Genomic DNA, 21,497 nt, shown 5'->3' with positions numbered 1-21,497 from the left:
TATAATGTAGGTAGGTGAAAGGAGAAATTTGTCTTACATTCTCACCTCTGTCATCCCATACTGGACCACACCAAGGGAAACAATTATTTCGATTTTTTCTTCTTCTCAACTGCTATACACTCCTTTTCAATAGAATAAATCACAAGAATTATTATATGAGAAAATACCGATATATTGCATGTCCATTTAACCAATTAAAGAAAGCGTTGTTTCAAGATTTCACTTTAAATGTAAGCGTCAAGCATTCCCCACCTACAATTTGGACAGAAAATTATAAAGAAAAAGCTCTCCCTGCATATAAGGGATAAGCTTATTTTACAAAGAAAACAGCTTTTGCACCTCTTCAATAAATAATTGGACTGCAAAAATCATTTTTTTTACAAAAATCTTATAGAAATGAGCCTTTAAAACTGCCCATTCTTTTCCCAAGATTCGACGATGTAATGTGCCAGTTGTTGGTCGTAGCCTTTTCCAATTAAGAACATGATTGCAGCTAATTCAGTCATAGCGTGGGGAATGGGATTGTGTTGAGTTTCTTGAATTCCATACTGTACCCAAGGTTTAACAATTTGTAGAACTGGATCTTTTAAATAAAGATAGTTAGTACCAACAGCATGTTGAACTTGCTGTGGAGTGGGTTCTTGAGGGATATATTGCTGCTGGCGTAAATTAGGATGCTGAGCTTGTTGAGTGTGTTGTGTATCATTCGGATATTGCTGATTATAACGAGGATCATTCGGCATTTGAGAATTAGTATTCATGAATTTCCTCCTTTTATTTGCTATATATACATTATATTAATGTACATAAAAAGTTATGTTGAGAAATAGATAATTCCCCTCCAGGATGCTCACTTTCCATGGGGAAATGCGATGATTCCTTTAATGAAGGGACAGCTAGACCTATTTCTCTCCAAACGTGTGGTTCTAGCTCTCGAGTTCGAACATTCGGGGGTAGATTAGATAAGGATAACTCAGCTAAGATGGCCAACCCTAGCCCTTCTTGTATCATATTTAGTGATGTCGTTACAGTAGAAACTGCATATTCAATGCGGAGCGGTACTCCGTCTTGTTTAAACATATCGATAATCGGAGGTTCATATCCCCCTTTAAAAATAATGATTGGTTCATTATTCAAATCCTGTATTGTAATAGCTGATTTCTTATATAGGGTGTGATCATCTCGTATTACCACAACCATTTCCCCCTTGTCAATGGGATAATTTCCATTTCTTCATTTGGAAGGATAACTATCCCGATATCGATGACGCGAGACAATAACCAATCTTTTACTTCCTTAAGTGTTCCTTTTGAGGTGATAATTTTTTCAACCAATAGTAAAGCCCAGGAGCCAGTAGGTTCTGTTTTTGACACCAAGCAACTTTTGATAATCCACTGTTTTTATAGTCTTGAATATAGGCTTCCCATTCTTTTTTTAATAGGTGTTTTTCCATAAAAAAAACTTACACATGTAGTATGTAAGGAGATTATCTCATGGGTTATTTATAAATGGCAGGTGGGGAATATTTGACGCTTACCTTTAAATTTAGGATTCTTTTTATCTTTAGATGTATGAAAATAAAAAAAACAAAAGTATAACCTTTTGGAACTGCGAAACATCTAAGGGTTTTCTGAAAGGATTCTTTTAGATTACTAAATATATTGGATACCGATAATGATTGATTATCTAAATTAGATTTGTATATGGGATATATTTTTGAAAACAAAATAAGAATTAAGCAGTCTTATAATTTAATCATAACTCAGTTGATTGTACTTATCATATTGCGTTGGTTTGGAAAACTTTTTTAGTTTAAATTATAAGGAGTAAGGTGAAGATGGTTATAAGGAAAGGAAGGGAGAGTCAAAATGCTATTTAATATTCTAATTGCATTTGTGTTACCTTGGTCTGTTGGAATTTGTCATCTTTACAAAAAAGAGAGAAGGATTATACCTCTGATTGGCTCATTTTTTTGTGTTGTTGCTTTTGTTGTAAATGAATTCGGCTTTTATTGTGGTTTTTGGAGAATTGCTCCTTTCCTTAATCAAAAAACTTTGTCTGGCTTACCTTTCAATATAGGACTTTATCCGATTTTGGCAAGTTACTTGATATTCTTTATAAAGAAAACCAAAAGAACTTACTTGATGGTCTTTTTCATATCGCTATTTACTACTCTTCTTGAAATGACATTAGTTTTAAGTGGGAAAGTCGTATATGGTAACGGCTGGAATATTGTTTGGACATTTTTCTCCTATATCATCCCTTATATGTGGGTGTACTGGTATTACCTCTATTTAAGAAAGCTACAAGTCATTAGCTAAATCCTGAAGGCAATATAATAGAATTCGAGTGTTTTTGATTGCCGATAACGATAATTATGTAAATGAGCTGTTCATATGGGCAGCTTATTGTATTTTTTGCTTAGCGTGGTTTTTTTCCAAAATGCTGGCGATACCCCATATAGAAAAGACACCATAAGGTGCATTCCTCCGACTTAACCTATCTTAATAATATTGAGGTAGCGTCATTAAGCTAAGATTTTGAAGTACCCCCTAAACGAAAATTTAGTATCTTTTATAGAAATGAAGTTAGTTTTTATCGTTTTGGATACTACTGATAAGTGGTGTTATGTTAATTAGAATATGTCAGATTGTTGAAGAGTATATTTGAAAAATAGATTTAAGTTGATGATTTTATAAAATAAAAGAAGGCGTTCCATATTTGGAATGCCTTTTCTTGATATTTTGTTGCTAATGTGGGTTGTTAAGTTATTTTAATTTGATTACGTGCTGCTTATCTTGTAACAACAAGAACTCGGTGAGGTATCATTTGAGGTGTTTGACCTTCTGTAGGTATTATATGTCCCGAATACATCTAATATGGCATACCAGAATAAGGCATCATATGTCCCGAATGCATTTGAGATGGCATACCAGAATAAGGCATCATATGTCCCGAATGCATTTGAGATGGCATACCAGAATAAGGCATCATATGTCCTGAATACATTTGAGATGGCATACCGGAATAAGGCATCATATGTCCTGAATACATTTGAGATGGCATACCGGAATAAGGCATCATATGTCCTGAATACATTTGAGATGGCATACCAGAATAGGGCATCATTTGTCCCGAATACATTTGAGATGGCATACTAGAATAAGGCATCATTTGTTGCACCTCCCTTTATAAAAGAGTAATCATCTAACCAATATATATTGTATGAAACGAGTAAGTATGTTGTAACTACCTATAATTTCGTTTATCGGATACGATAACGATTACTTCTGTTTAGAAGCCATAGATAAAAATTGAGACTTATTTTGCTATTGATAATGATAGGTTATGTTAATTTGATGGGCATGTATGGTAACCCTCAATAGCAATTATCGTACATGCTGCCGTGATCTGGGTGACGTCTTGTTTGTTGTTAATGAAAATAGGTAAAGAAGATAGACTAGTAAACAAGCTGTTTTCTACTTTTAAACATAGAATATAATGAATTCGATTTTAATATGAGGGGGGGAACTTATATTTATGAGAGATTGTGATAGATTTTGGGATGATTTAGTATTCTGTAGACGCAGACATAGAGATTTTGATGATCGTCGTTGTAGACGTGATCGTGACTTCGATCGTGACTTCGATCGTGACTTCGATCGTGACTTCGATCGTGGCTTCAATCGTGACTTCGATCGTGATTTGAGATTCTTTATATAATAAAGAAATTATTAGCGAATACCGTCGCAGACGTAACCGTGATCTTGACTTCGATCGCGATGACCGTCGGGATTGGTAAATCCCTTTGGAAGAGTGCTTTGAGAAAAAGCACTTTTTTTTGTTCAAGAATTTTCTGGTCTTATTTGTTAAGGGAAGATAAGAATAAATAAAAAAAGAGAGCCGAAGCTCTCTTTTGGAATCGGAATCGGTTAATTAAAAACAAATTGGAATTCCTAATACTGTTAAAGTCAATGCTACTTCAAGAGAAATCTTAAGTCTAGCAACTTCGATTCCAGCTACTGAGAGAACTAAAAAAGGTTGGCCATTTACGAATAAAATACAGCTTGTCATGTATAGGCCTCCTTTCTAGTAATCTACTACAGTATGGGTGTTTTTGACCATCCCCCTAAAGGGGGAATAAGACAAACGGCATTAAAATGAATTTACTTTCTATTCTTCTTCAGACGAATCTACTCGTGCTAACTTGGTTAGAATATTATTTAATCCGAAATGTCAATCTTTAATTATCAATCCCATTAGGGTTGCAAACTGAACAGCTTGATATGATGATACTTTACATCCGTTTAAACCGTCTATTGAAACAGTAAGTGATTCAAAAGTAGATGAACTAAGATCTATTCCCTTCAGTGATGTTTGATAAAAATTCGCTTCATTAAGGGTACATAATTGGAATTCAATTTTTTTTAGTTTACAGTCATAAAAATCTGCACTATTTAATGAAGCTTCTTTAAATATAACTTTTTCTAGCTTAGAACTTCCGAAGCCCGCCAAGTTTAATATCGAATTCTCAAATTTAACATTTCCTAAGCTAGATCCTGCAAAATTAACACCGATTAATTTACTGTTTTTAAATTCGACTCTATGAACAGAAGAATTCATTAAATTAACATTTGATAAATCGCAATTTTCAAAGCAAACATCTGTAATATCAATATTACTAAAGTCTGTATTAGTGAACTTACAATTCTTTATCACTGCATTATATAATCGTACTCTATCTACTGCTTCATTTTCAAAAGTGGAGTCGATGATTGTACACATTTCGAGTGTTGCGTCTTCCTCATAAAAAATATCGTGAAAATTTCTTGAAGATAACTCTGGCGAAATTTTTGGCATATCAATTTTCATATTATATCCTTCTCTCATTTAATTAGTTAGCTAACTAGCGAATATAGTGTATCATACATATAGTTGGTTAACTATTGATATTTAAGAAGTTCTTTTTGAATTTTAGTAAGTGACGCTATAAGCTCATTGCATTCATCAGGAGATAGCGGTTTAATAATGTCAGCTTCAGTTTCATCTCTTGCTTCAAATAACTTTTCCTTTTTATTAGTTCCTTCAGGTGTCAAAAAAATTTTTTTTGTACGTGCATCCTCTGTAGTAGTTCTTCTTACGACTAAGCCCTTTTTTTCAAGAGTATCAATTAATCTCGTGAGTGATGAAGATTTAATTGATAAATACTTCTGTATTTGTGATTGAATTGTTCCTTCTGACTCATATAGGTAATATAAAACTCTTGCTTGAGAAGCTGTTAATCCTTCACTTTCTAAATCCTTATTTACTTTTAAAAATGACAAATGATTAATTTGTAGGATTAACTCGTATATATATACTTTGTTACTATTCATCATTTCACCTCAGAATTAATTGTATACTCACTTCTGGGTATATACAAATATTTTCTTAAGTTTAATTGTGGAGCTTTAGTTCAATAAGAAATGATCAAACTTGATTATAAATAATTGATATATAATCAAACAGACAACCGTCATTTTGATCAATTTCTTTTCAAAATAACGTTTTATATTGCTGTTTTATATGGAGAGAATGGAGTTTTTTATTACTCTTTATTTTCAAGCTACATTTCCCCCTTTTCGAGGGGATGGGCAAAAACACCCAGTATATGAATTTGCTTTTGATGCATAACAGTTAAATATACAGATTTAATATAATTGATAAATTAAACCTGTGCTAACAAAACAAATGAACACAATGAATGAAAATAAGCGTCAGTCTATAAGTTCAATAAAATTAACGATTCGAATATATACTTTTGTTGTTGTTTTCTTCGAAATACGGAAAAACCTCGAAAACTCAATGTTCAAAGGGATATGAAGGGATATGAATGTAAACTAATATTTAAAAGTTTACTTTCGAGAAGAGTAAAAAAGAGTCCTATTGAATTAGGACTCTTTTTCGTTTTAAGTATGAAGATGTCTTGTATATTACATTGTTTATAAAAAATGATATGTATAAACCCTCTTTCTCTAACAAAATAATTTCACATCTCCTGTCTCTTTTCATACAATATAAAAATTTACCTCCATTGTTTATATTATTTTTCTTATACTGAAAGACAGATTATATCAACTAATATTTCTCCAATACTAAGATATTTCCAATAAGTATTTAGTTAAAGCCAAGCAATTGTCTCATAGTTGCTTGGCCTTATAATTTTATTTTTTTTCATACCATGGATTTAAGTGAATGAGCACTTCATCTACTTCTGGATCGTGTTTCATAATCATTGTTTTTATCTCTCTACAAATATCATGTCCTTGTTGAATGCTTAAATAGGCTGGAACACTAATCCTAACATCAACCAAAATATAGTGGCCGTGTTCACGAGCGCGCATTCTATCAATCCTTTTTACCAATGGATGTGCCTGAATTATTTTCTCATATTCACTACTTTTCTCAGTGGGTAGACCGCCTTCCATTAATATATATGTAGCTTCTTTCCCCATACTAATTGCAAGTTTTAAAACAAAAAAGGAAACAATGATACCGGCTAACGGATCACCATAAGCTGCATATGGAATCGGATAAATATTATTTAACAAAGCAATTCCAATTCCAATTACTGCAGCAATTGAAGCATATACATCAGCAAGATGATCATAAGCAGTTGCTATAAGCCCTTTACTATTTGCTTTTCGTCCAATTTGTATTGTATATACATATAAAATTTGTTTCCAAATTAAAGAAACAACAGCTGCTATAAAAGCAATCATATGAGGCTCAGTCGCTGGGTGAAATAATGCCTTTATTGATTCGTAGGCCATAAATAATGCAGCTAGAGCTAAAATAATAGCTACAACTCCAGAGGAAATAACTTCGGCTTTTCCATGGCCATAGGGATGGTCTTCATCAGCAGGTTGATTTGAAATTTTCATTGCTCCTAATGATGCTACCGACGCTACAACATCAGCAGCGTTATGAATACCATCAGCTAATAACACCTGACTTTTGGAAAAGATTCCAACTGTTATTTTAATGAGAGTTAAAAGCACATTACTTATAACACTAATCCAGGCTGCAAATAAAGAAGATTTACGACTTTCATTCATATTCCTCTTCTCCTTGTTTTTTAATTCTAAAATGAAACTAGTTTATTCGATTGGATATTCTTGTTAAATTATCTATCTCTTTTGTCCAGGATATTCTTTAGAAAAACAAACTACATTTTAGAGGATTTAAAATCCTTTCATACCTTACCAAATTATAAGTGGGTGGGTCTATACAAACATTTTTTCCTAGAAATAGATATTTAGGATGAGACTTACTTTGTTTCTTTTATGCTCGTTTTTTTGCTTAATGCAAAAAGTAGTATCGAATTGCTATGTTTCGTTCTTATGTAATTTAATGAGTAATTTTATTTTGTTATATATCATTTTCTTGTGAAGTCCAAGGAGATGTTATAGAGACAGAGTTGTATCAGCGCGATTTAAGATATGTAATGGAAGGCGATTGAAGGTAATGGGGAACTTGTTTTGTTTTGCGCGGAATTAAATCGTCCTCGGATTCCTTATTTATCAAAGAGTGCACGCTTTGTATCGGTGATTCTTATTTCTGTCTTCGTATCACTGCTACGGAAGCTACCATATCAAGGTTTACTCCAGCTTCTTTTCTAGATTGGATCAAATCTCTAAGTGTTAACTCATCTATATCAGTAAAAATCCTTGTATTGTTTTTATTTTTCCGAAAAACATACCCTGCTTTTTCAAGGGATTGGCGTACTTCCTAACTGTACTTTCAGCACTTCCAAATGTTTTAGCAATATCATGACTTTTTAATTTCCTAGGGATTCTCTCTAATAATTCAATGTGAAATATCCGACGCTTATGTAGGAATGACTGATAAAGTACTAACTCGTGAAAATTCTTAATGAGAAAGTCAAAAAAATCTACAAAAAATTTAAAACCTATTATACAAGCTTATACATCAATACAAAAAATGAATATATTTACATAGAAAAGTTTTAAAAATATAAAGTAATTTCAAAAAGGAGATTAGATAATATGAGCGAACAATGTCCAATCAATGTACCTTGTCAAACAGCAGGACAAACTCAAACACCATTAAGTGATGAGGCTGCAACACCAATTCTTACGCCAGGAGCACCGATTGTAAAAATCCCAGTTGTATTAGCTGAAAGAACAATTCAAATTGTTGTAGAAACCGATATTACATTAGCACCTGCAGCAACTGAAATTAAACGTGTCCTAAAAAACGTATTTTTAACACAATGTAAGTTAGTTCCTGTAGCGTTTACTCCAGTAGCAGGTACAGTTTACCGCCGAGTTACAAGAGCAAAATTATTTGTACAAGGATTTATTCGTAAAAACATTGAATATGCAGGTGATGGATGTAATTCAGTGCTATTTGATCGCATTGCAAATGTTCCATTCTCTGGTTTTGCAGATTTAACAGAGGGTGATTTTCTAACACTACCTCTAATAGCAGCTTCCTCAGACACAACATCTCACTTCATTAATCCACAAAACGGTGATTTACCACGTTTAGACAAATACTTCTTCGAAAATGCAGTTGTTTATAACGAACAACCATATTGCGAATTAGTCAGCGCTAACTTCTTTGAATTAGATTTTTCCCCTTGTCCAACAGAATTAAACGAAACATTTGATACACTTCGTGAAAAAATTGTACTAGATCTTACTTTGAAAGTTTTACAAGTACAGCAAGTACAAATATAAAACAAAGAAGCACTCATTTTGAGTGCTTCTTTGTTTTATAAATTTGTAACTAATAAAGCTTCTTATTTTTCAAACCCAACATACTTAAAAGAACACCAATGCCCGTTGGTGTTCTTAAAAGGAAACTATAAATATAAATGGAGAGTGATACCCATTTATATTATATGTTTGGCCAACATTTATTGTGCTAAAAATTAAATAGCATCATATGCTTAGCTTCAACACCACTTAATATAGAGGGTGCTGTTTTAAATGATTTGAATTCCAACATAGAACGCACACGTTTCTTAATAAAACGATGATCTTGTTCTACAATGTAACTATAAGTAAGGGGTTCAAGAAGTGTATACCAATTAATTAAGTTTTATATATAAGTATTTTTGCCCATCTCCCGAAAAGAGGAAATAAGAAAAAGGAATGTTTTTTGTACTTAGCGGTAGTGAAAATTCTTATGTTGATGGGCATGGTATTGAAGCCATTAAAAATGCTTTTTCAGTAGATAATAAGTTATGTTAGAAAGAACAGTAATTGCAGAGTTAGTCATTTGTAATGAGCTAAATTCATATTCAAGATAAGAGAATATGAATTACTCTACGTACTCATTTTTATAGAAACTTTTACAGCATCTTTCTCTATAAAATTGAAAGCAAAGGGAGATTTGTATACTTGAAATTTCTTTGGATTTTCAAATTTAGCTTCACGTGTAAAAACATTGCCGAGTATTTTTTCTTCGATGATGCTAAATTGATGTTCCTCTTTAATGTCTTTTGATTCTATAAGACCTTGAAAGGGAATGTCACCTTGGATCCTATAGTTTGGAATTACCTTGTTATAAGCTAATGCTGTATAAGTAATGGTCTTACGGATAAATCCTGAAATAGTGACTACTTCTGAACGCACCTTTTCAATCGTAGTAAATAGCTGTCTATCAACTTTGATGGTTCCTTTTTTTGCAGGAGGAACTAACTGGATTTTATGCTTTACAAATTGTTTAAAGTACAATGTTTTTAATTTGGGGGATTTTGGTATTTTTTTTGTTTTTGGAGTTTCAGGAAAGTATGAAGATATTCTTGTTACTTCAGGAAGACCTGATAAATTAATATGTGGGAAATAAGGCGTGCTTATTATGATTAAATTTTTCTTGTAATGTAAATTCATATACGTTTCCTCACCTTTCCGATGGAATATAATGTAAGGTATGTCTTCTTCATCATAAATGATTCTTTTTGACGAGGAATTTTTCAAAATGAGCTCATGTCATATATTGATGTGATTTTTCAGTAATAAAAATATTTTTGTGTGTCTGTGGGCTATATTTATCATTTTAGCCAAGAAGACTCCTTCCTCAAGGAACGCTTAGTGAGTAGGTGGGAGATGAATTGGCTTCGGACAAGGGATGGCAGGAAGCCATCTTAATTGTTCGACATACATAAACTGTTACTTCACTACCTATCGAATGTATGTTTGTTGTATAATAGAAACATACCGAAATGGAGGTGCAATGAATGATGATTAATAAAGCATATAAATTTCGTATCTATCCAAATAAAGCACAAGCAACCCTAATCAATAAAACGATTGGCTGTTCTCGTTTTGTATTCAATCATTTCCTATCTCTATGGGATAGTGCATACAAAGAAACAGGGAAAGGTTTGACATATGGTACATGCTCTGCCAAACTCCCTGCCATGAAGAAAGAGTTTGTTTGGCTAAAAGAAGTGGATAGTATCGCGATTCAGTCGTCTGTTCGCAACCTTGCGGATGCTTATACACGCCTTTTCAAAAAACAAAACAATGCCCCGCGTTTCAAATCTAAGAAGAACAACGTACAATCTTATACCACAAAACAAACAAATGAAAACATTGCCGTTGTAGGAAACAAAATAAAATTGCCAAAACTAGGTCTTGTTCGATTTGCCAAAAGTCGTGAAGTAACAGGACGTATTTTAAATGCTACAGTTAGACGGAACCCTTCTGGCAGATACTTTGTGTCATTGTTAGTTGAAACAGAAGTGCAAGAACTTCCGAAAACAAATTCTTACATTGGAATGGATGTGGGACTAAAAGATTTCGCCATTTTGTCAGATGGAACAACCTATGAAAATCCGAAGTTTTTTCGATCATTAGAAGAGAAGTTGGCAAAAGCACAGCGTGTTCTTTCTAGAAGAATGAAAGGATCTTCTCGCTGGAATAAACAACGAGTAAAAGTAGCTAGAATTCATGAATACATGACGAATGCTAGAAAAGATTACTTGGACAAAATCTCGACTGAAATCATCAAAAACCACGATGTTATCGGTATAGAGGATTTGCAAGTATCAAATATGTTAAAGAATCATAAGTTAGCAAAAGCAATTAGTGAGGTATCATGGTCTCAGTTTCGAACTATGTTGGAATACAAAGCAAAATGGTACGGCAAACAAGTCATTGTGGTATCGAAAACATTTGCTTCAAGCCAATTATGTTCTTGTTGTGGATATCAAAACAAAGACGTTAAAAATCTAAACCTACGTAAATGGGACTGCCCTTCTTGTCGTACACACCATGATAGGGATATTAACGCAAGTATCAATCTAAAGAATGAAGCGATAAGGCTTCTAACCGCAGGGACTGTGGTGATAGCCTAATAAATTAGAGTTCGATAGAACTCTTTACTTAGGAATCCCCCTCTTCTAAACGAAGTGAAAGTGGGGGGAGTTCAAAAAAGTACGTCATCAAATGAGAATTCTGTTAATAAATTGTGTGCAAATTCAATGTTCAATTAATCCTTGATTTTTATTTTTTTGAAAGCTGTCCTAGTAAAACTTTTAGTCTTTAGGATACAATTTCCTCAGAATCATATAATAATCCCATTGATATCAAGTTAATTGAAAAAATGCCTCCCTAAAATAAAAAATACGCTATTCTTCCTGTAGAACAAGAGGAAAGGATGGCGTTTTGTATCTCTATTTCTGTATGTGATGAATTCCAATTACTTGCTCAAGAAATTCAAAACTGCTTGTTTTCAAATTTCTTACGAGATTTTGCTAGAGTTGTTGGTTTTGTACACTAGATTCAACTGCATTTCAATTCCCCGATGTATTTTCACCTGTTTATCCGGGTGTAGGTGGATGTAGCTATACAGCGGAGAAAATTCAGTTTGGGTATGATTCTATTAAGTGGACAGTTCCTACATATTTATAGGGATTCAGGTAAACAACATGATCCAACTTTATTTTAAATCTAGTATCTTTTCTTTCTTCTATTCTTTTTAATGTATTCATAAATTTTATCCATGACAAATATTTCGTGTTCTATCCAAATGGCTTCAGCTTCTTCTAATGTAACTACTCTCACTAGTTTCTCAATTGCTGTATCTTTAACTAAAAATGTAGCTACAGCACCTGTAGATTTTGAATATTTACTGATAACTAAATCTATAATGTTTTCAATCTCTAATACTCTATTATTAGGAGACTTATTCTCAATTTGACTACTTTGGGTTGATATTTCTTTATTAGCCAGTTCTTTTAATCGGGAATTTAGAGTGAATTCTACATAACCTATTGGAGAATCAATATTTGAACGAAATCGTATATCCTCAATTATTTCTAATACAATTTCTTTATGAGCTTCCCATTTTTTTAACACTTTAGGCAACACTTTTTCTTTACAGCGTTCTTCAAAATTTTTAATTTTTTGTTCAAATGTATTGGGCTGTTGAAATTTATCTAAATTTTTTTCAAAATGAACTAAATTGTTATCTTTCTTTTTTTGGCCACGGATAATAAATTTAATTTTTTGTACTTTCCTGCCTAATTTAATTTCTTCAAATTCAAAAGAAATATCTGTTTTTTGGTCCAATTCTTTTTGAGAAGGTTTTAATACACGTTGCTTAAAATTTGCATAGTTAGGGTATATATCCATTGCATCTAAGTAATACCTTAAATTTTCTAGACTAATTGTACGTTCCTTTAAATCTTCATATTGTTTAAGTAGTTCATAAATACGTATAGCGTATGTACTTTTCAATTTAATAACATTAGCTAATCTATAGCTTGTAAACTTGCTACTTAATTCTAATAGAAATGGCTTTAATAACGGATCAAAACGCATATCAATTGTTCCTTTATTTCTGTTGTAAATTGCTGAAGAAAGCCAAGATACCTGTATCAGCTCTTCCCCCGTCCGAATTTCAATTACTTTTGATAATAATTCCTTTGTAATTTTACTTAACTCCGAATATTTAGTAGATCCATTTAGATCAAGTAGATCATGAAAATGTTTGATGGGGAATGTGTAAGTTTTAAAATCCCGATCATTGGGTTCAATATTACTAGCCAAACAAAGTAATATTTTTTGTTCTACTAAATTCAAACGTGAATTTGCTTCAATTAAAGTATTTGATTTTGAAACAATATTATTTTCTTTAATCTGCAAATCTTGATTTTTAGACATACCTACATACGTCCCTTCTTTCTTACCTCTACTGTTCTATTAACTATAACAAATATCTTCCCTTTGTTATAATTAATTTTTTATTAATTCAGAAATTTCATTCTCACTATTATTGTTGAGAAGTCCTTTGTTTTATATAAAATTATTCTGAAAATCATTTAAATAGTGAAAATTGTTGGGAATATTTAGAGTGGTAAAGTATATAAACAAATTTGTTATCTTGAGAACCATTGTTGTTATGGTTAAAACTAAATTTGTTATCTTGAGAACCATTGTTGTTATGGTTAAAACTAAATTTGTTATCTTGAGAACCACTGTTGTTATGGTTAAAACTAAATTTGTTATCTTGAGAACCACTGTTGTTATGGTTAAAACTAAATTTGTTACCTTTAGAACCATTGTTGTTATGGTTAAAACTAAAATTATTATTTTTAGAACTATTTTTGCTAGAGTTAAGCAACCAAATTTGTTACCTTTAGAATTATTTTTGCTAGAGTTAAGCAATCAAATTTGTTATCTTTAGAATTATTTTTGCTAGAGTTAAGCAACCAAATTTGTTATCTTTAAAACCATTTTTGTTATGATTAAAACCAAGTTTGTTATGATTAAACCAAGTTTGTTACCTTTAAAACCATCTTTGTTAGAGTTAAGCAACCAAATTTGTTATCTTTAAAACCATTTTTGTTGTAGTTAAAACCATTTTTGTTATCTTTAGAACCACTTTTGTTATAATCAAGAGTTATAATCCCTTATATATCAAGACATTTCATGCTCTTAAAACATATAAACATATAAAACATATAAACAATTAACATATAAAACAAGCAAAACATAAAGTGTTGGATGCATATATTTATTATCATTTTTCAAATGAAATTCCCACGTCATAAAACCAAATTTGTTATATTTAGTTTAAATAGACATCTAAACATCAATTAATTACAAAAACCTTTGGAAATATTTAAGTATAAATTAAGGTATATACCCGATTAAAAAATCATACAATAAAAAAAGCCCTATAAAAGGGCCTAATGAGTTTCGTTAGAAAGGAATGTTTTCTATATAATATATGCTTGTTGCAATAGAATGTGAGATAATACATAAAAGTTTCATTTGATAGAGAAGTGAAGTAGCTTAATCGGGATGGGGGATAGTTGAAGGTATCCGTTGTGTGAAGATGCTGTTTTATGAAGATAAAGACTCAGCATTACGAATTTTTTCAGGAAAGTACTCAAAAGCTAAAAAATATCGGGAATAATCTGAATTAATACTCCCATGACTAAAGTTGCGAGCTCTAATTCTAACGGATCAATGAACCGGATTCTTGAATGACTGAGGGTTCGCAATCCATTTTTTGTCGTAAGGAGATACATATAATGATGTTTTCTATCGATTATGGGTATGAATGTATATTTGGTTGGCGGTAATGTCGGTAAGATCCCGTTTCTTAATAAAACAATGATCTGTTCCGTAATGTTATTTAGATATTTCACTTGTCTGATTGAGATGCCTACGGGTATCTTTTTTCTTTTTGCAATTACAATCGGTTAGGTTGAATTTTGTTCTCCTGCGATAACATGAGGATTTGAAACATGAAAAGACCGCAAGGCTTTTTGAAAAAGCACTTTGCAGCCGTATGATTTCTTTTCTTGTTTAAATGAAAATCGATTGTATTCTCTTCTGATTCAAAGGTACGATATAAATATATTTAATTACCCTTAACTTATATATATGTTTCATCAAATCTTCAGGAATCGCTTGTTGACTTCAAGTGTATGTTGGTTGAATCCTTTTCCATAAATTAATTTTTACCTGTTTTATTTTGTCCATATATTAGATTAAGAAGCTGCATATATTCATCTTCTTGTCCGATATCAAATCGTTTCCCATCAATCATTTTTCCATATACTTTTTTAGTCCTAATTAAAGAATGAATCGCATCTGTTAATTGATATTCCCCCCCAACACCAGGTTGAATGTTTTTTAATAAAGGAAAAATATCAGGCGTGAAAACATATCTGCCAATTACTGCAAGATTAGATGGAGGATTTACTTTTGGCTTTTCTATAATATTTGTAATGTTCATGTAATTACCCTTTACAATATTTCCTTCAATAATACCATACTTCTCTATGCACTCATCTGGTACCGTATGAATGCCTATTACACTATTTTTCGTCTCTTTATAAATACTAATTAATTGATTTAAAGCAGTTTCTTTATCCGAAACTACAATATCATCTGGCAAGAGTACAGCAAAAGGTTCATTACCAATAAATGTTTCACCTAATTTTATCGCCTCACCAAGTCCTCTCGCATATGGCTGTCTTATATAATGGATTTGAACATTAGGAATAGCAAGCCCTTTTAACAGATGGGCTTTTTTTTCTTTTTCTAAAAAAGCCTCCAATTCTAATGAATAATCAAAGTAATCAACTATTAAATCCTTTCTGCTAGAAAGTACAATTAATATTTGTTCAATACCTGACTTTACAGCCTCTTCCACAATATAATGAATCGCAGGTTTATTACCTATTGGAAACATTTCTTTTGGAATTACCTTTGTAATTGGAAGGCTCCTTGTGCCGTAACCAGCGGCTGGAATGATTGCTTTTTTAATCACTAATCTCTCGCTCCCTCGAGTGTTTACAATATTAATATTCAGTAACCTCCTTACCCGCGCATGACTATTCCAAAAGAGGCTTTTACCTTGTGATTGCTTTCATTGCTTATATGAATAGGCCCTTTCATTTGTCACCAATCCATCTTGTCCATCAATATACTGTAACAACTAGTACAATAGTACTAAGTTCAGAGAGGTGATTATCATATGGATATATGTATTATAGGCTCTGGTTATGTGGGAATCACATCAGCAGCAGTATTAGCAGATTTAGGTCATGATGTTATATGTGTAGATAAGGATCAAGAAAAAATTCATTCTCTCCAAAAGGGGGAATGTCCCATTTATGAACCGGATTTAAAGGAGCTTATTCATAAAAATATAAACCGATTACAATTCAGTTGTGATATCGATAATGCTATTCGACAATCACCCGTTATTTTTATTGCTGTAGGAACCCCTTCTACATCAAGTGGAAAGACGGATTTAAAATATATCTATTCCGTCATTGATCTACTAGTTCCAGCTATTACATCGTATAAAACTATTATTACGAAAAGCACAGTTCCACCAGGTACAAATCAACAATTATATGAAACACTTATTAAACGTGGGGTTTCATCGGCCTTATTCAATATTGTTTCCAATCCTGAATTTCTTCGCGAAGGCTCTGCTGTTCACGATATGCTCATTCCAGATAGAACTATTATAGGTATCCAAAAAGGTGACACAAAGTCGTTAAAAATTATGCAGGATATATATAAAGGGATTAGCGCTCCTTTCCTTTGTACAGGTTTAAATGAAGCAGAGATGATCAAATATACATCTAATGTATTTTTGGCTACCAAAATATCTTTTATAAATGAAATTTCTCGAATTTGTGATGCATATAACATTGATATTGTTGAAGTGGCAAAAGGAATTGGCTATGACTTTCGAATTAACCCTCATTTTCTTCAGGCGGGAATGGGGTATGGAGGATCATGCTTCCCAAAAGATTTACATTCACTCATCTATACAGCAAATGATAGGCACGTAGCAGTTCCTATTTTACAAGCTGTACAATCCATTAACTCCACACAGATAGATCTCTATGTTGAAAAAATTAAAAAAGCTATAAAAGAACCTTCTTCAAAAAAAATAACGGTTTTAGGAATTGCTTTTAAGCCAAATACTGATGATATTCGTAGCTCCCTTGCCGTAATACTTCTTGAAAAGTTAATCCCTCATGGCTATGATCTACATGCTTATGACCCCAAAGCTTTTCTTCCTTCACATTTAAAAAGACAAGTTACACAACATGATAACCTAGAATCTTCAATTACAAATTCTGATTGCATTATTATCGCCACGGAATGGAATGAATTTAAAACACTTAATTGGAAACAAGTCAAACAAGTTATGAAGGGATGCACAATCGTGGATGGACGCAATTGCATTGAAAAGGATGAAGTAGAAAAATACGGATTACAATATATTGGAGTGGGTCGGTCATGAAAATACTTGTAACAGGAGCCGCTGGTTTCATTGGCTCTCATTTGTGTCAAGCGTTACTTAAAAATAGTGCATATCATGTAGTTGGAATTGATCATTTCATCGGTCCTACTCCAGCAGCTTTAAAAACAGACAATATCCAATCTCTCGAATTGAATTCACGTTTTCAATTCATACGAGAAAATATTTTAACTGCAGATTTATCCAAATTATTACAAGATGTAGATGTTATTTATCATTTAGCTGCTATCCCTGGTGTGAGAACAAGCTGGGGAAAAGATTTTCAGCCTTATGTTACAAATAATATAATGGTTACACAGCAGTTACTTGAAGCCTGTAAACACATAAAATTAGATAAATTTATTCATATATCAACGTCTTCTGTATATGGTGAAAAATCTGGTGCAGTTTCTGAAGATTTATTACCTACCCCTCTATCTCCATATGGTGTTACAAAATTAAGTGGTGAACACTTGTGTCAGGTTTATCACAAAAATTTTCACATACCAATTGTTATTTTAAGATATTTCACAGTGTATGGACCAAGGCAACGTCCAGACATGGCATTTCATAGATTAATTAAACAAATGCTAGAAGATAAACCTCTCACAATATTTGGTGACGGAACACAAACACGTGATTTTACCTATATTGATGACTGTATAAGAGGAACGGTGGCCGCTTTAGAAACAAAAAAAAATATAATAGGTGAAGTTATCAATATCGGTGGAAAAGAACAAGCATCCATTTTGGACATCATTTCTATGTTAGAAAAAATATTAGGTAAATCAGCAACCAAAAACTTTCTAAAATCAGTTCCTGGGGAACCGAAGCAAACATGGGCAGATATATCTAAGGCTAGTACATTACTGCAATATTCTCCAACAGTTTCCCTATTCGACGGACTGGAAGCAGAATATCAATATATAAAACAACTATACAAAGGGGATTAGTTTATGAAAATTGCATATATATGTACAGAGAAATTACCATCTCCCGCGATTAAAGGTGGAGCAATTCAAATGATGATTGATGGGGTGTCCCCCTATATAAGTCAAGATTATGAACTTACTATTTTCTCTATTTCAGATCCAAGTCTTCCAAATCAAAAAACACAAGATAATGTCAATTACGTGTATCTTCCTCAAAAAGAATATGAACAGCATGTTATAAGAACACTTCAAACCAATACCTTTGATATTATACATGTATTTAATCGTCCTAAAAATATACCTCTATATAAACAAGCTTCTCCACACAGTAAATTTGTATTAGGTCTTCATAACGATATGTTTGCTGAACATAAACTATCTATTTGTGAAGGCAATCTTATTATTGAAATGGTTACCGCCATTGTGACTGTTAGTAACTATATTAAACAAACTGTGATTGAGAGATTTCCACAAGCTGAAGAAAAGATTTCCATTGTCTACTCTGGTGTTAATTTAAAACAATCTCCCTCCATCTGGACACCAACAGGACAAAAGATAAGAAATGCATTTCGGACAAAATACGGTATCCAAGATAAAAAAGTGATTCTATTTGTTGGCCGATTATGCAAAAATAAAGGTCCAGACTTGCTCATTCAAGCTATGAAGAAGATTATTCAAACGCATAAAGATACGGTACTTGTAATTGTTGGTGGTAAATGGTTTAGTGATAACCGAGTAAATAAATATGTTAAAAAGCTATATAGAATGGCTAGGCCAATTAAAGAACACATAATTTTCACCAAATTTATTCCTGCAGATCAAATTCATAATATATTTCTAATGGGGGATATATTTATATGTAGCTCACAATGGAACGAACCATTGGCACGTGTTCATTATGAAGCAATGGCTGCTGGAATCCCAATTATTACAACAAACCGTGGAGGAAATGCTGAAGTTATAACAGATGAATATAACGGCTTCCTGGTAGAACAATATAATAATCCAATGGAGTTTGCTAGACTTGTCCATGCTTTGTTATCTCAACGAGAATTTGCACAATGGATTGCTGAAAACGGAAGAAAAATTGTGGAAGAAAACTTTACATTTGAGCATACAGCAAAAAAACTAGATCAGGTATATAAACAAGTAGCAGAATCTACTAATCAACCTGCTAGAAATCTAATACGCCCTCTCAAAATTCTAATTGTTTGAACTATCCCCACTTAACGACCCTGCAGTCTGTTTGAAGTGGGAGATTCCTGCGAACACTGATGTATTCACACAGGCTCTGTCCGCAGTTCTTACGGTGAGAACATAAGTATCTTACACGTTGGCTCACCACGCTTCCTACTTGAGCTTGGCTTTCGCAACTTCGGCAAGCGTGGGGTGATTGAACGTTGAAAATTTTACGGTTGCAACGATTTTTCTGCAACCAATCTCATATCTTCAGTTTTCAAAGAGCAATCTGTACAAGTATATGGTAACAAACATTTTGTCTTACGCCAACCGACATTCATCTCCTACCTATTTGCTGGTGCTATCGCACTTTCACGCAAATTGAGGAAGGAGTCTTCTGTCGGAAAATGATAAAGGCTGCCTATTATGTATATGTTGAAGAACAAAAAACGCTTGGAGAACCAAGCGTATTTTAGTGCTAATTATTTTACGCGTCTTCTTCTTCACCATCGTCATCGTCGTCTTCGTCTTCATCTTCATCGTCTTCGTCTTCATCTTCATCGTCTTCATCTACATCATCATCGTCATCATCATCGTCATCATCATCATCATCATCATCATCATCATCATCATCATCATCATCATCATCATCTACATCATCATCGTCATCATCATCGTCATCATCATCATCGTCTTCGTCATCATCATCATCGTCATCATCATCATCATCATCATCGTCTTCGTCATCATCGTCATCATCGTCATCATCGTCATCATCTTCGTCTTCTTCGTCTTCTTCGTCTTCTTCGTCTTCTTCGTCTTCTTCGTCTTCTTCGTCTTCTTCGTCTTCTTCGTCTTCTTCGTCTTCTTCGTCTTCTTCGTCTTCGTCCTCTTCGTCTTCTTCGTCTTCTTCGTCTTCTTCGTCTTCTTCGTCTTCTTCGTCCTCTTCGTCTTCGTCCTCTTCGTCTTCTTCGTCTTCTTCGTCTTCGTCTTCGTCCTCTTCTTCTTCGTCTTCTTCGTCTTCTTCGTCTTCGTCTTCGTCCTCGTCTGTAAAGATAACTTCTGTTTCATCATCATATTGAATTTCAACCTCTACACCATTATGTGTACCAGATTGAATTATTTCAGCTAGAGATTTTAGAACTTCCTGTAAATCATCATCTGAACTAACACTAAAGCCATTCTCAACATCTAGTTTTATTTTTGCTCTTTTCACATCAGCCATTTACCTAACTCCTTCAATATAGATTTATATATACTATGTCGAAAGAATATGAAAAGATTAATATATTTGCGGAAATTTCATTATTCATTTTCCTTAGCGTTCTTTACTAATTTTGCTATCCACGGGGTTTTTAATGGATGATCGGGAGTAATAATTTTGACTTTTACTTTTGGCTTTTCTATTTGAGTTGGAACGACCTCATTTTGTTCCGGATTTTGTTCTTTTAGTTCTATTGCATTTTGAATCTCTTCATCTTTTACTTCATCAATTATTGTAGTTTTTTGTGGGGATTGCTCTTTTAGTTCTATTGTATTTTTCTTCTTCTTCGTTTTCTTCTTCTTCTTCTTCTTCGTTTTCTTCTTCCTCGTCTTCTGAATCTCTTCATCTTTTACTTCATCAATTATTGTAGTTTTTTGTGGGGATTGCTCTTCTAGTTCTATTGCATTTTGAACCTCTTTATCTTTTACTTCATCAATTATTGTAGTTTTTTGTGGGGATTGCTCTTCTAGTTCTATTGCATTTTGAACCTCTTTATCTTTTACTTCATCAATTATTGTAGTTTTTTGTGGGGATTGCTCTTCTAGTTCTATTGCATTTTGAACCTCTTTATCTTTTACTTCATCAATTATTGTAGTTTTTTGTGGGGATTGTTCTTCTAAATCTAGCAATCCGATTTTGGGTAACTCCTCTAATTCTATTTCCTTAATAATCGCTAAATTCTCTAGCACAGAAGATTCATTTAGTACAATATTTTTTTGCTGCTCATACTCTGACAATTCCCATCCCATTGGCCCTGGTGGAGAAAACACAAATTTCTCTAAGTCTAAAATAGGGATTACTATCTCTTCTTGTTCTGAATTCAT

The 21,497-nt window shown here is 32.9% G+C and carries 18 protein-coding genes and 5 pseudogenes; 8 read left to right on the top strand and 15 right to left on the bottom strand.

Annotation, left to right across the window (positions count from 1 at the left end; translation table 11 throughout):
- Positions 1 to 404: 404 nt before the first annotated feature.
- The 3 genes and pseudogenes from ACP6L7_RS35715 to tnpA all read right to left on the bottom strand — a co-directional run bounded on the left by ACP6L7_RS35715 (position 405) and on the right by tnpA (position 1,453).
- Positions 405 to 761 (bottom strand): hypothetical protein, encoded by a 357-nt coding sequence (locus ACP6L7_RS35715; RefSeq protein ID WP_430529875.1) that lies wholly within the window; start codon positions 759 to 761, stop codon positions 405 to 407.
- A 31-nt stretch (positions 762 to 792) separates the two neighbouring features.
- Positions 793 to 1,307: pseudogene (locus ACP6L7_RS35710) on the bottom strand (LysR family transcriptional regulator substrate-binding protein); the annotation flags it as partial.
- Positions 1,289 to 1,453, bottom strand: coding sequence for an IS66 family insertion sequence element accessory protein TnpA (gene tnpA, locus ACP6L7_RS35705; RefSeq protein ID WP_240523174.1), 165 nt, complete (start codon positions 1,451 to 1,453; stop codon positions 1,289 to 1,291). The pseudogene ACP6L7_RS35710 and the gene tnpA, both read right to left, overlap by 19 nt.
- A 415-nt stretch (positions 1,454 to 1,868) precedes the next feature.
- On the opposite strand from tnpA, the gene ACP6L7_RS35700 reads away from it, so the two are divergent.
- On the top strand, positions 1,869 to 2,321 hold the full coding sequence (locus tag ACP6L7_RS35700) for a CBO0543 family protein (RefSeq protein ID WP_097832675.1): 453 nt from the start codon (positions 1,869 to 1,871) through the stop codon (positions 2,319 to 2,321).
- A gap of 553 nt (positions 2,322 to 2,874) precedes the next feature.
- Here ACP6L7_RS35700 and ACP6L7_RS35695 read toward each other — a convergent pair.
- On the bottom strand, positions 2,875 to 3,174 hold the full coding sequence (locus ACP6L7_RS35695; protein ID WP_430529874.1) for a hypothetical protein: 300 nt from the start codon (positions 3,172 to 3,174) through the stop codon (positions 2,875 to 2,877).
- Between the two features lie 366 nt (positions 3,175 to 3,540).
- On the opposite strand from ACP6L7_RS35695, the gene ACP6L7_RS35690 reads away from it, so the two are divergent.
- Positions 3,541 to 3,723 (top strand): hypothetical protein, encoded by a 183-nt coding sequence (locus ACP6L7_RS35690; protein ID WP_430529873.1) that lies wholly within the window; start codon positions 3,541 to 3,543, stop codon positions 3,721 to 3,723.
- 213 nt (positions 3,724 to 3,936) lie between these two features.
- On the opposite strand, the gene ACP6L7_RS35685 is transcribed toward ACP6L7_RS35690, so the two are convergent.
- The 4 genes from ACP6L7_RS35685 to ACP6L7_RS35670 form a co-directional block, all read right to left on the bottom strand.
- Entirely contained in the window at positions 3,937 to 4,074 is a 138-nt protein-coding gene (locus ACP6L7_RS35685; protein WP_097832673.1) for a DUF3956 family protein, read from the bottom strand.
- 162 nt (positions 4,075 to 4,236) lie between these two features.
- Positions 4,237 to 4,872 carry a pentapeptide repeat-containing protein gene (locus ACP6L7_RS35680; RefSeq protein WP_097832672.1) on the bottom strand — a complete coding sequence of 212 codons (636 nt, stop codon included), beginning with the start codon at positions 4,870 to 4,872 and terminating at the stop codon, positions 4,237 to 4,239.
- Positions 4,873 to 4,943: 71 nt separating this feature from the next.
- Entirely contained in the window at positions 4,944 to 5,375 is a 432-nt protein-coding gene (locus ACP6L7_RS35675; RefSeq protein ID WP_170960995.1) for a MarR family winged helix-turn-helix transcriptional regulator, read from the bottom strand.
- 828 nt (positions 5,376 to 6,203) lie between these two features.
- Positions 6,204 to 7,097, bottom strand: coding sequence for a cation diffusion facilitator family transporter (locus tag ACP6L7_RS35670; RefSeq protein WP_430529872.1), 894 nt, complete (start codon positions 7,095 to 7,097; stop codon positions 6,204 to 6,206).
- 951 nt (positions 7,098 to 8,048) lie between these two features.
- Between ACP6L7_RS35670 and ACP6L7_RS35665 the strand changes: the two genes are divergently transcribed.
- Entirely contained in the window at positions 8,049 to 8,744 is a 696-nt protein-coding gene (locus ACP6L7_RS35665; RefSeq protein WP_430529871.1) for a CsxC family protein, read from the top strand.
- Positions 8,745 to 8,931: 187 nt separating this feature from the next.
- On the opposite strand, the pseudogene ACP6L7_RS35660 reads toward ACP6L7_RS35665, so the two are convergent.
- Positions 8,932 to 9,060: pseudogene (locus tag ACP6L7_RS35660) on the bottom strand (IS6 family transposase); the annotation flags it as partial.
- 275 nt (positions 9,061 to 9,335) lie between these two features.
- Positions 9,336 to 9,902 (bottom strand): hypothetical protein, encoded by a 567-nt coding sequence (locus ACP6L7_RS35655; protein WP_098519813.1) that lies wholly within the window; start codon positions 9,900 to 9,902, stop codon positions 9,336 to 9,338.
- 347 nt (positions 9,903 to 10,249) lie between these two features.
- Here ACP6L7_RS35655 and tnpB point away from each other — a divergent pair, with 347 nt between their 5' ends.
- On the top strand, positions 10,250 to 11,371 hold the full coding sequence (gene tnpB / locus ACP6L7_RS35650) for an IS200/IS605 family element RNA-guided endonuclease TnpB (protein ID WP_430529870.1): 1,122 nt from the start codon (positions 10,250 to 10,252) through the stop codon (positions 11,369 to 11,371).
- A 421-nt stretch (positions 11,372 to 11,792) separates the two neighbouring features.
- Positions 11,793 to 11,955, top strand: a pseudogene (locus tag ACP6L7_RS35645) (IS4 family transposase); the annotation flags it as partial.
- Between the two features lie 11 nt (positions 11,956 to 11,966).
- Here the strand turns inward: ACP6L7_RS35645 and ACP6L7_RS35640 are convergent.
- The 3 genes and pseudogenes from ACP6L7_RS35640 to ACP6L7_RS35630 all read right to left on the bottom strand — a co-directional run bounded on the left by ACP6L7_RS35640 (position 11,967) and on the right by ACP6L7_RS35630 (position 15,804).
- Positions 11,967 to 13,181, bottom strand: a complete 1,215-nt coding sequence (locus ACP6L7_RS35640; protein ID WP_430529869.1) for a replication initiation protein — start codon at positions 13,179 to 13,181, stop codon at positions 11,967 to 11,969.
- A 1,440-nt stretch (positions 13,182 to 14,621) separates the two neighbouring features.
- Positions 14,622 to 14,889, bottom strand: a pseudogene (locus ACP6L7_RS35635) (DDE-type integrase/transposase/recombinase); the annotation flags it as partial.
- Between the two features lie 93 nt (positions 14,890 to 14,982).
- Positions 14,983 to 15,804 (bottom strand): UTP--glucose-1-phosphate uridylyltransferase, encoded by an 822-nt coding sequence (locus tag ACP6L7_RS35630; RefSeq protein ID WP_264541434.1) that lies wholly within the window; start codon positions 15,802 to 15,804, stop codon positions 14,983 to 14,985.
- A gap of 207 nt (positions 15,805 to 16,011) precedes the next feature.
- Between ACP6L7_RS35630 and ACP6L7_RS35625 the strand changes: the two genes are divergently transcribed.
- Genes ACP6L7_RS35625 through ACP6L7_RS35615 form a run of 3 tightly spaced genes read left to right on the top strand, consistent with a single transcriptional unit; the run spans position 16,012 to position 19,445 of the window.
- Entirely contained in the window at positions 16,012 to 17,301 is a 1,290-nt protein-coding gene (locus ACP6L7_RS35625) for a UDP-glucose dehydrogenase family protein (RefSeq protein ID WP_430529868.1), read from the top strand.
- The gene (locus tag ACP6L7_RS35620; RefSeq protein WP_264541436.1) at positions 17,298 to 18,251 is read left to right on the top strand and encodes an NAD-dependent epimerase/dehydratase family protein; all 954 of its coding nucleotides are present in this window, start codon (positions 17,298 to 17,300) and stop codon (positions 18,249 to 18,251) included. Before ACP6L7_RS35625 ends, ACP6L7_RS35620 begins: the two co-directional genes overlap by 4 nt.
- A 3-nt stretch (positions 18,252 to 18,254) precedes the next feature.
- Positions 18,255 to 19,445, top strand: a complete 1,191-nt coding sequence (locus tag ACP6L7_RS35615) for a glycosyltransferase family 4 protein (RefSeq protein ID WP_264541437.1) — start codon at positions 18,255 to 18,257, stop codon at positions 19,443 to 19,445.
- Positions 19,446 to 19,896: 451 nt separating this feature from the next.
- Here the strand turns inward: ACP6L7_RS35615 and ACP6L7_RS35610 are convergent, their stop codons facing one another.
- Positions 19,897 to 20,634 (bottom strand): AAA family ATPase, encoded by a 738-nt coding sequence (locus tag ACP6L7_RS35610; RefSeq protein WP_430529867.1) that lies wholly within the window; start codon positions 20,632 to 20,634, stop codon positions 19,897 to 19,899.
- Positions 20,635 to 20,990: 356 nt separating this feature from the next.
- Positions 20,991 to 21,497 (bottom strand): annotated as a pseudogene (locus tag ACP6L7_RS35605) (hypothetical protein); the annotation flags it as partial.

It is taken from the genome of Bacillus silvicola, assembly GCF_050524305.1.
In the GTDB taxonomy this organism is placed as follows: Bacteria; Bacillota; Bacilli; order Bacillales; family Bacillaceae_G; genus Bacillus_A; species Bacillus_A cereus_AT.
The sequence above is the reverse complement of the archived record's forward strand: the minus strand, read 5'-3'. Positions and strand labels throughout refer to the sequence as shown.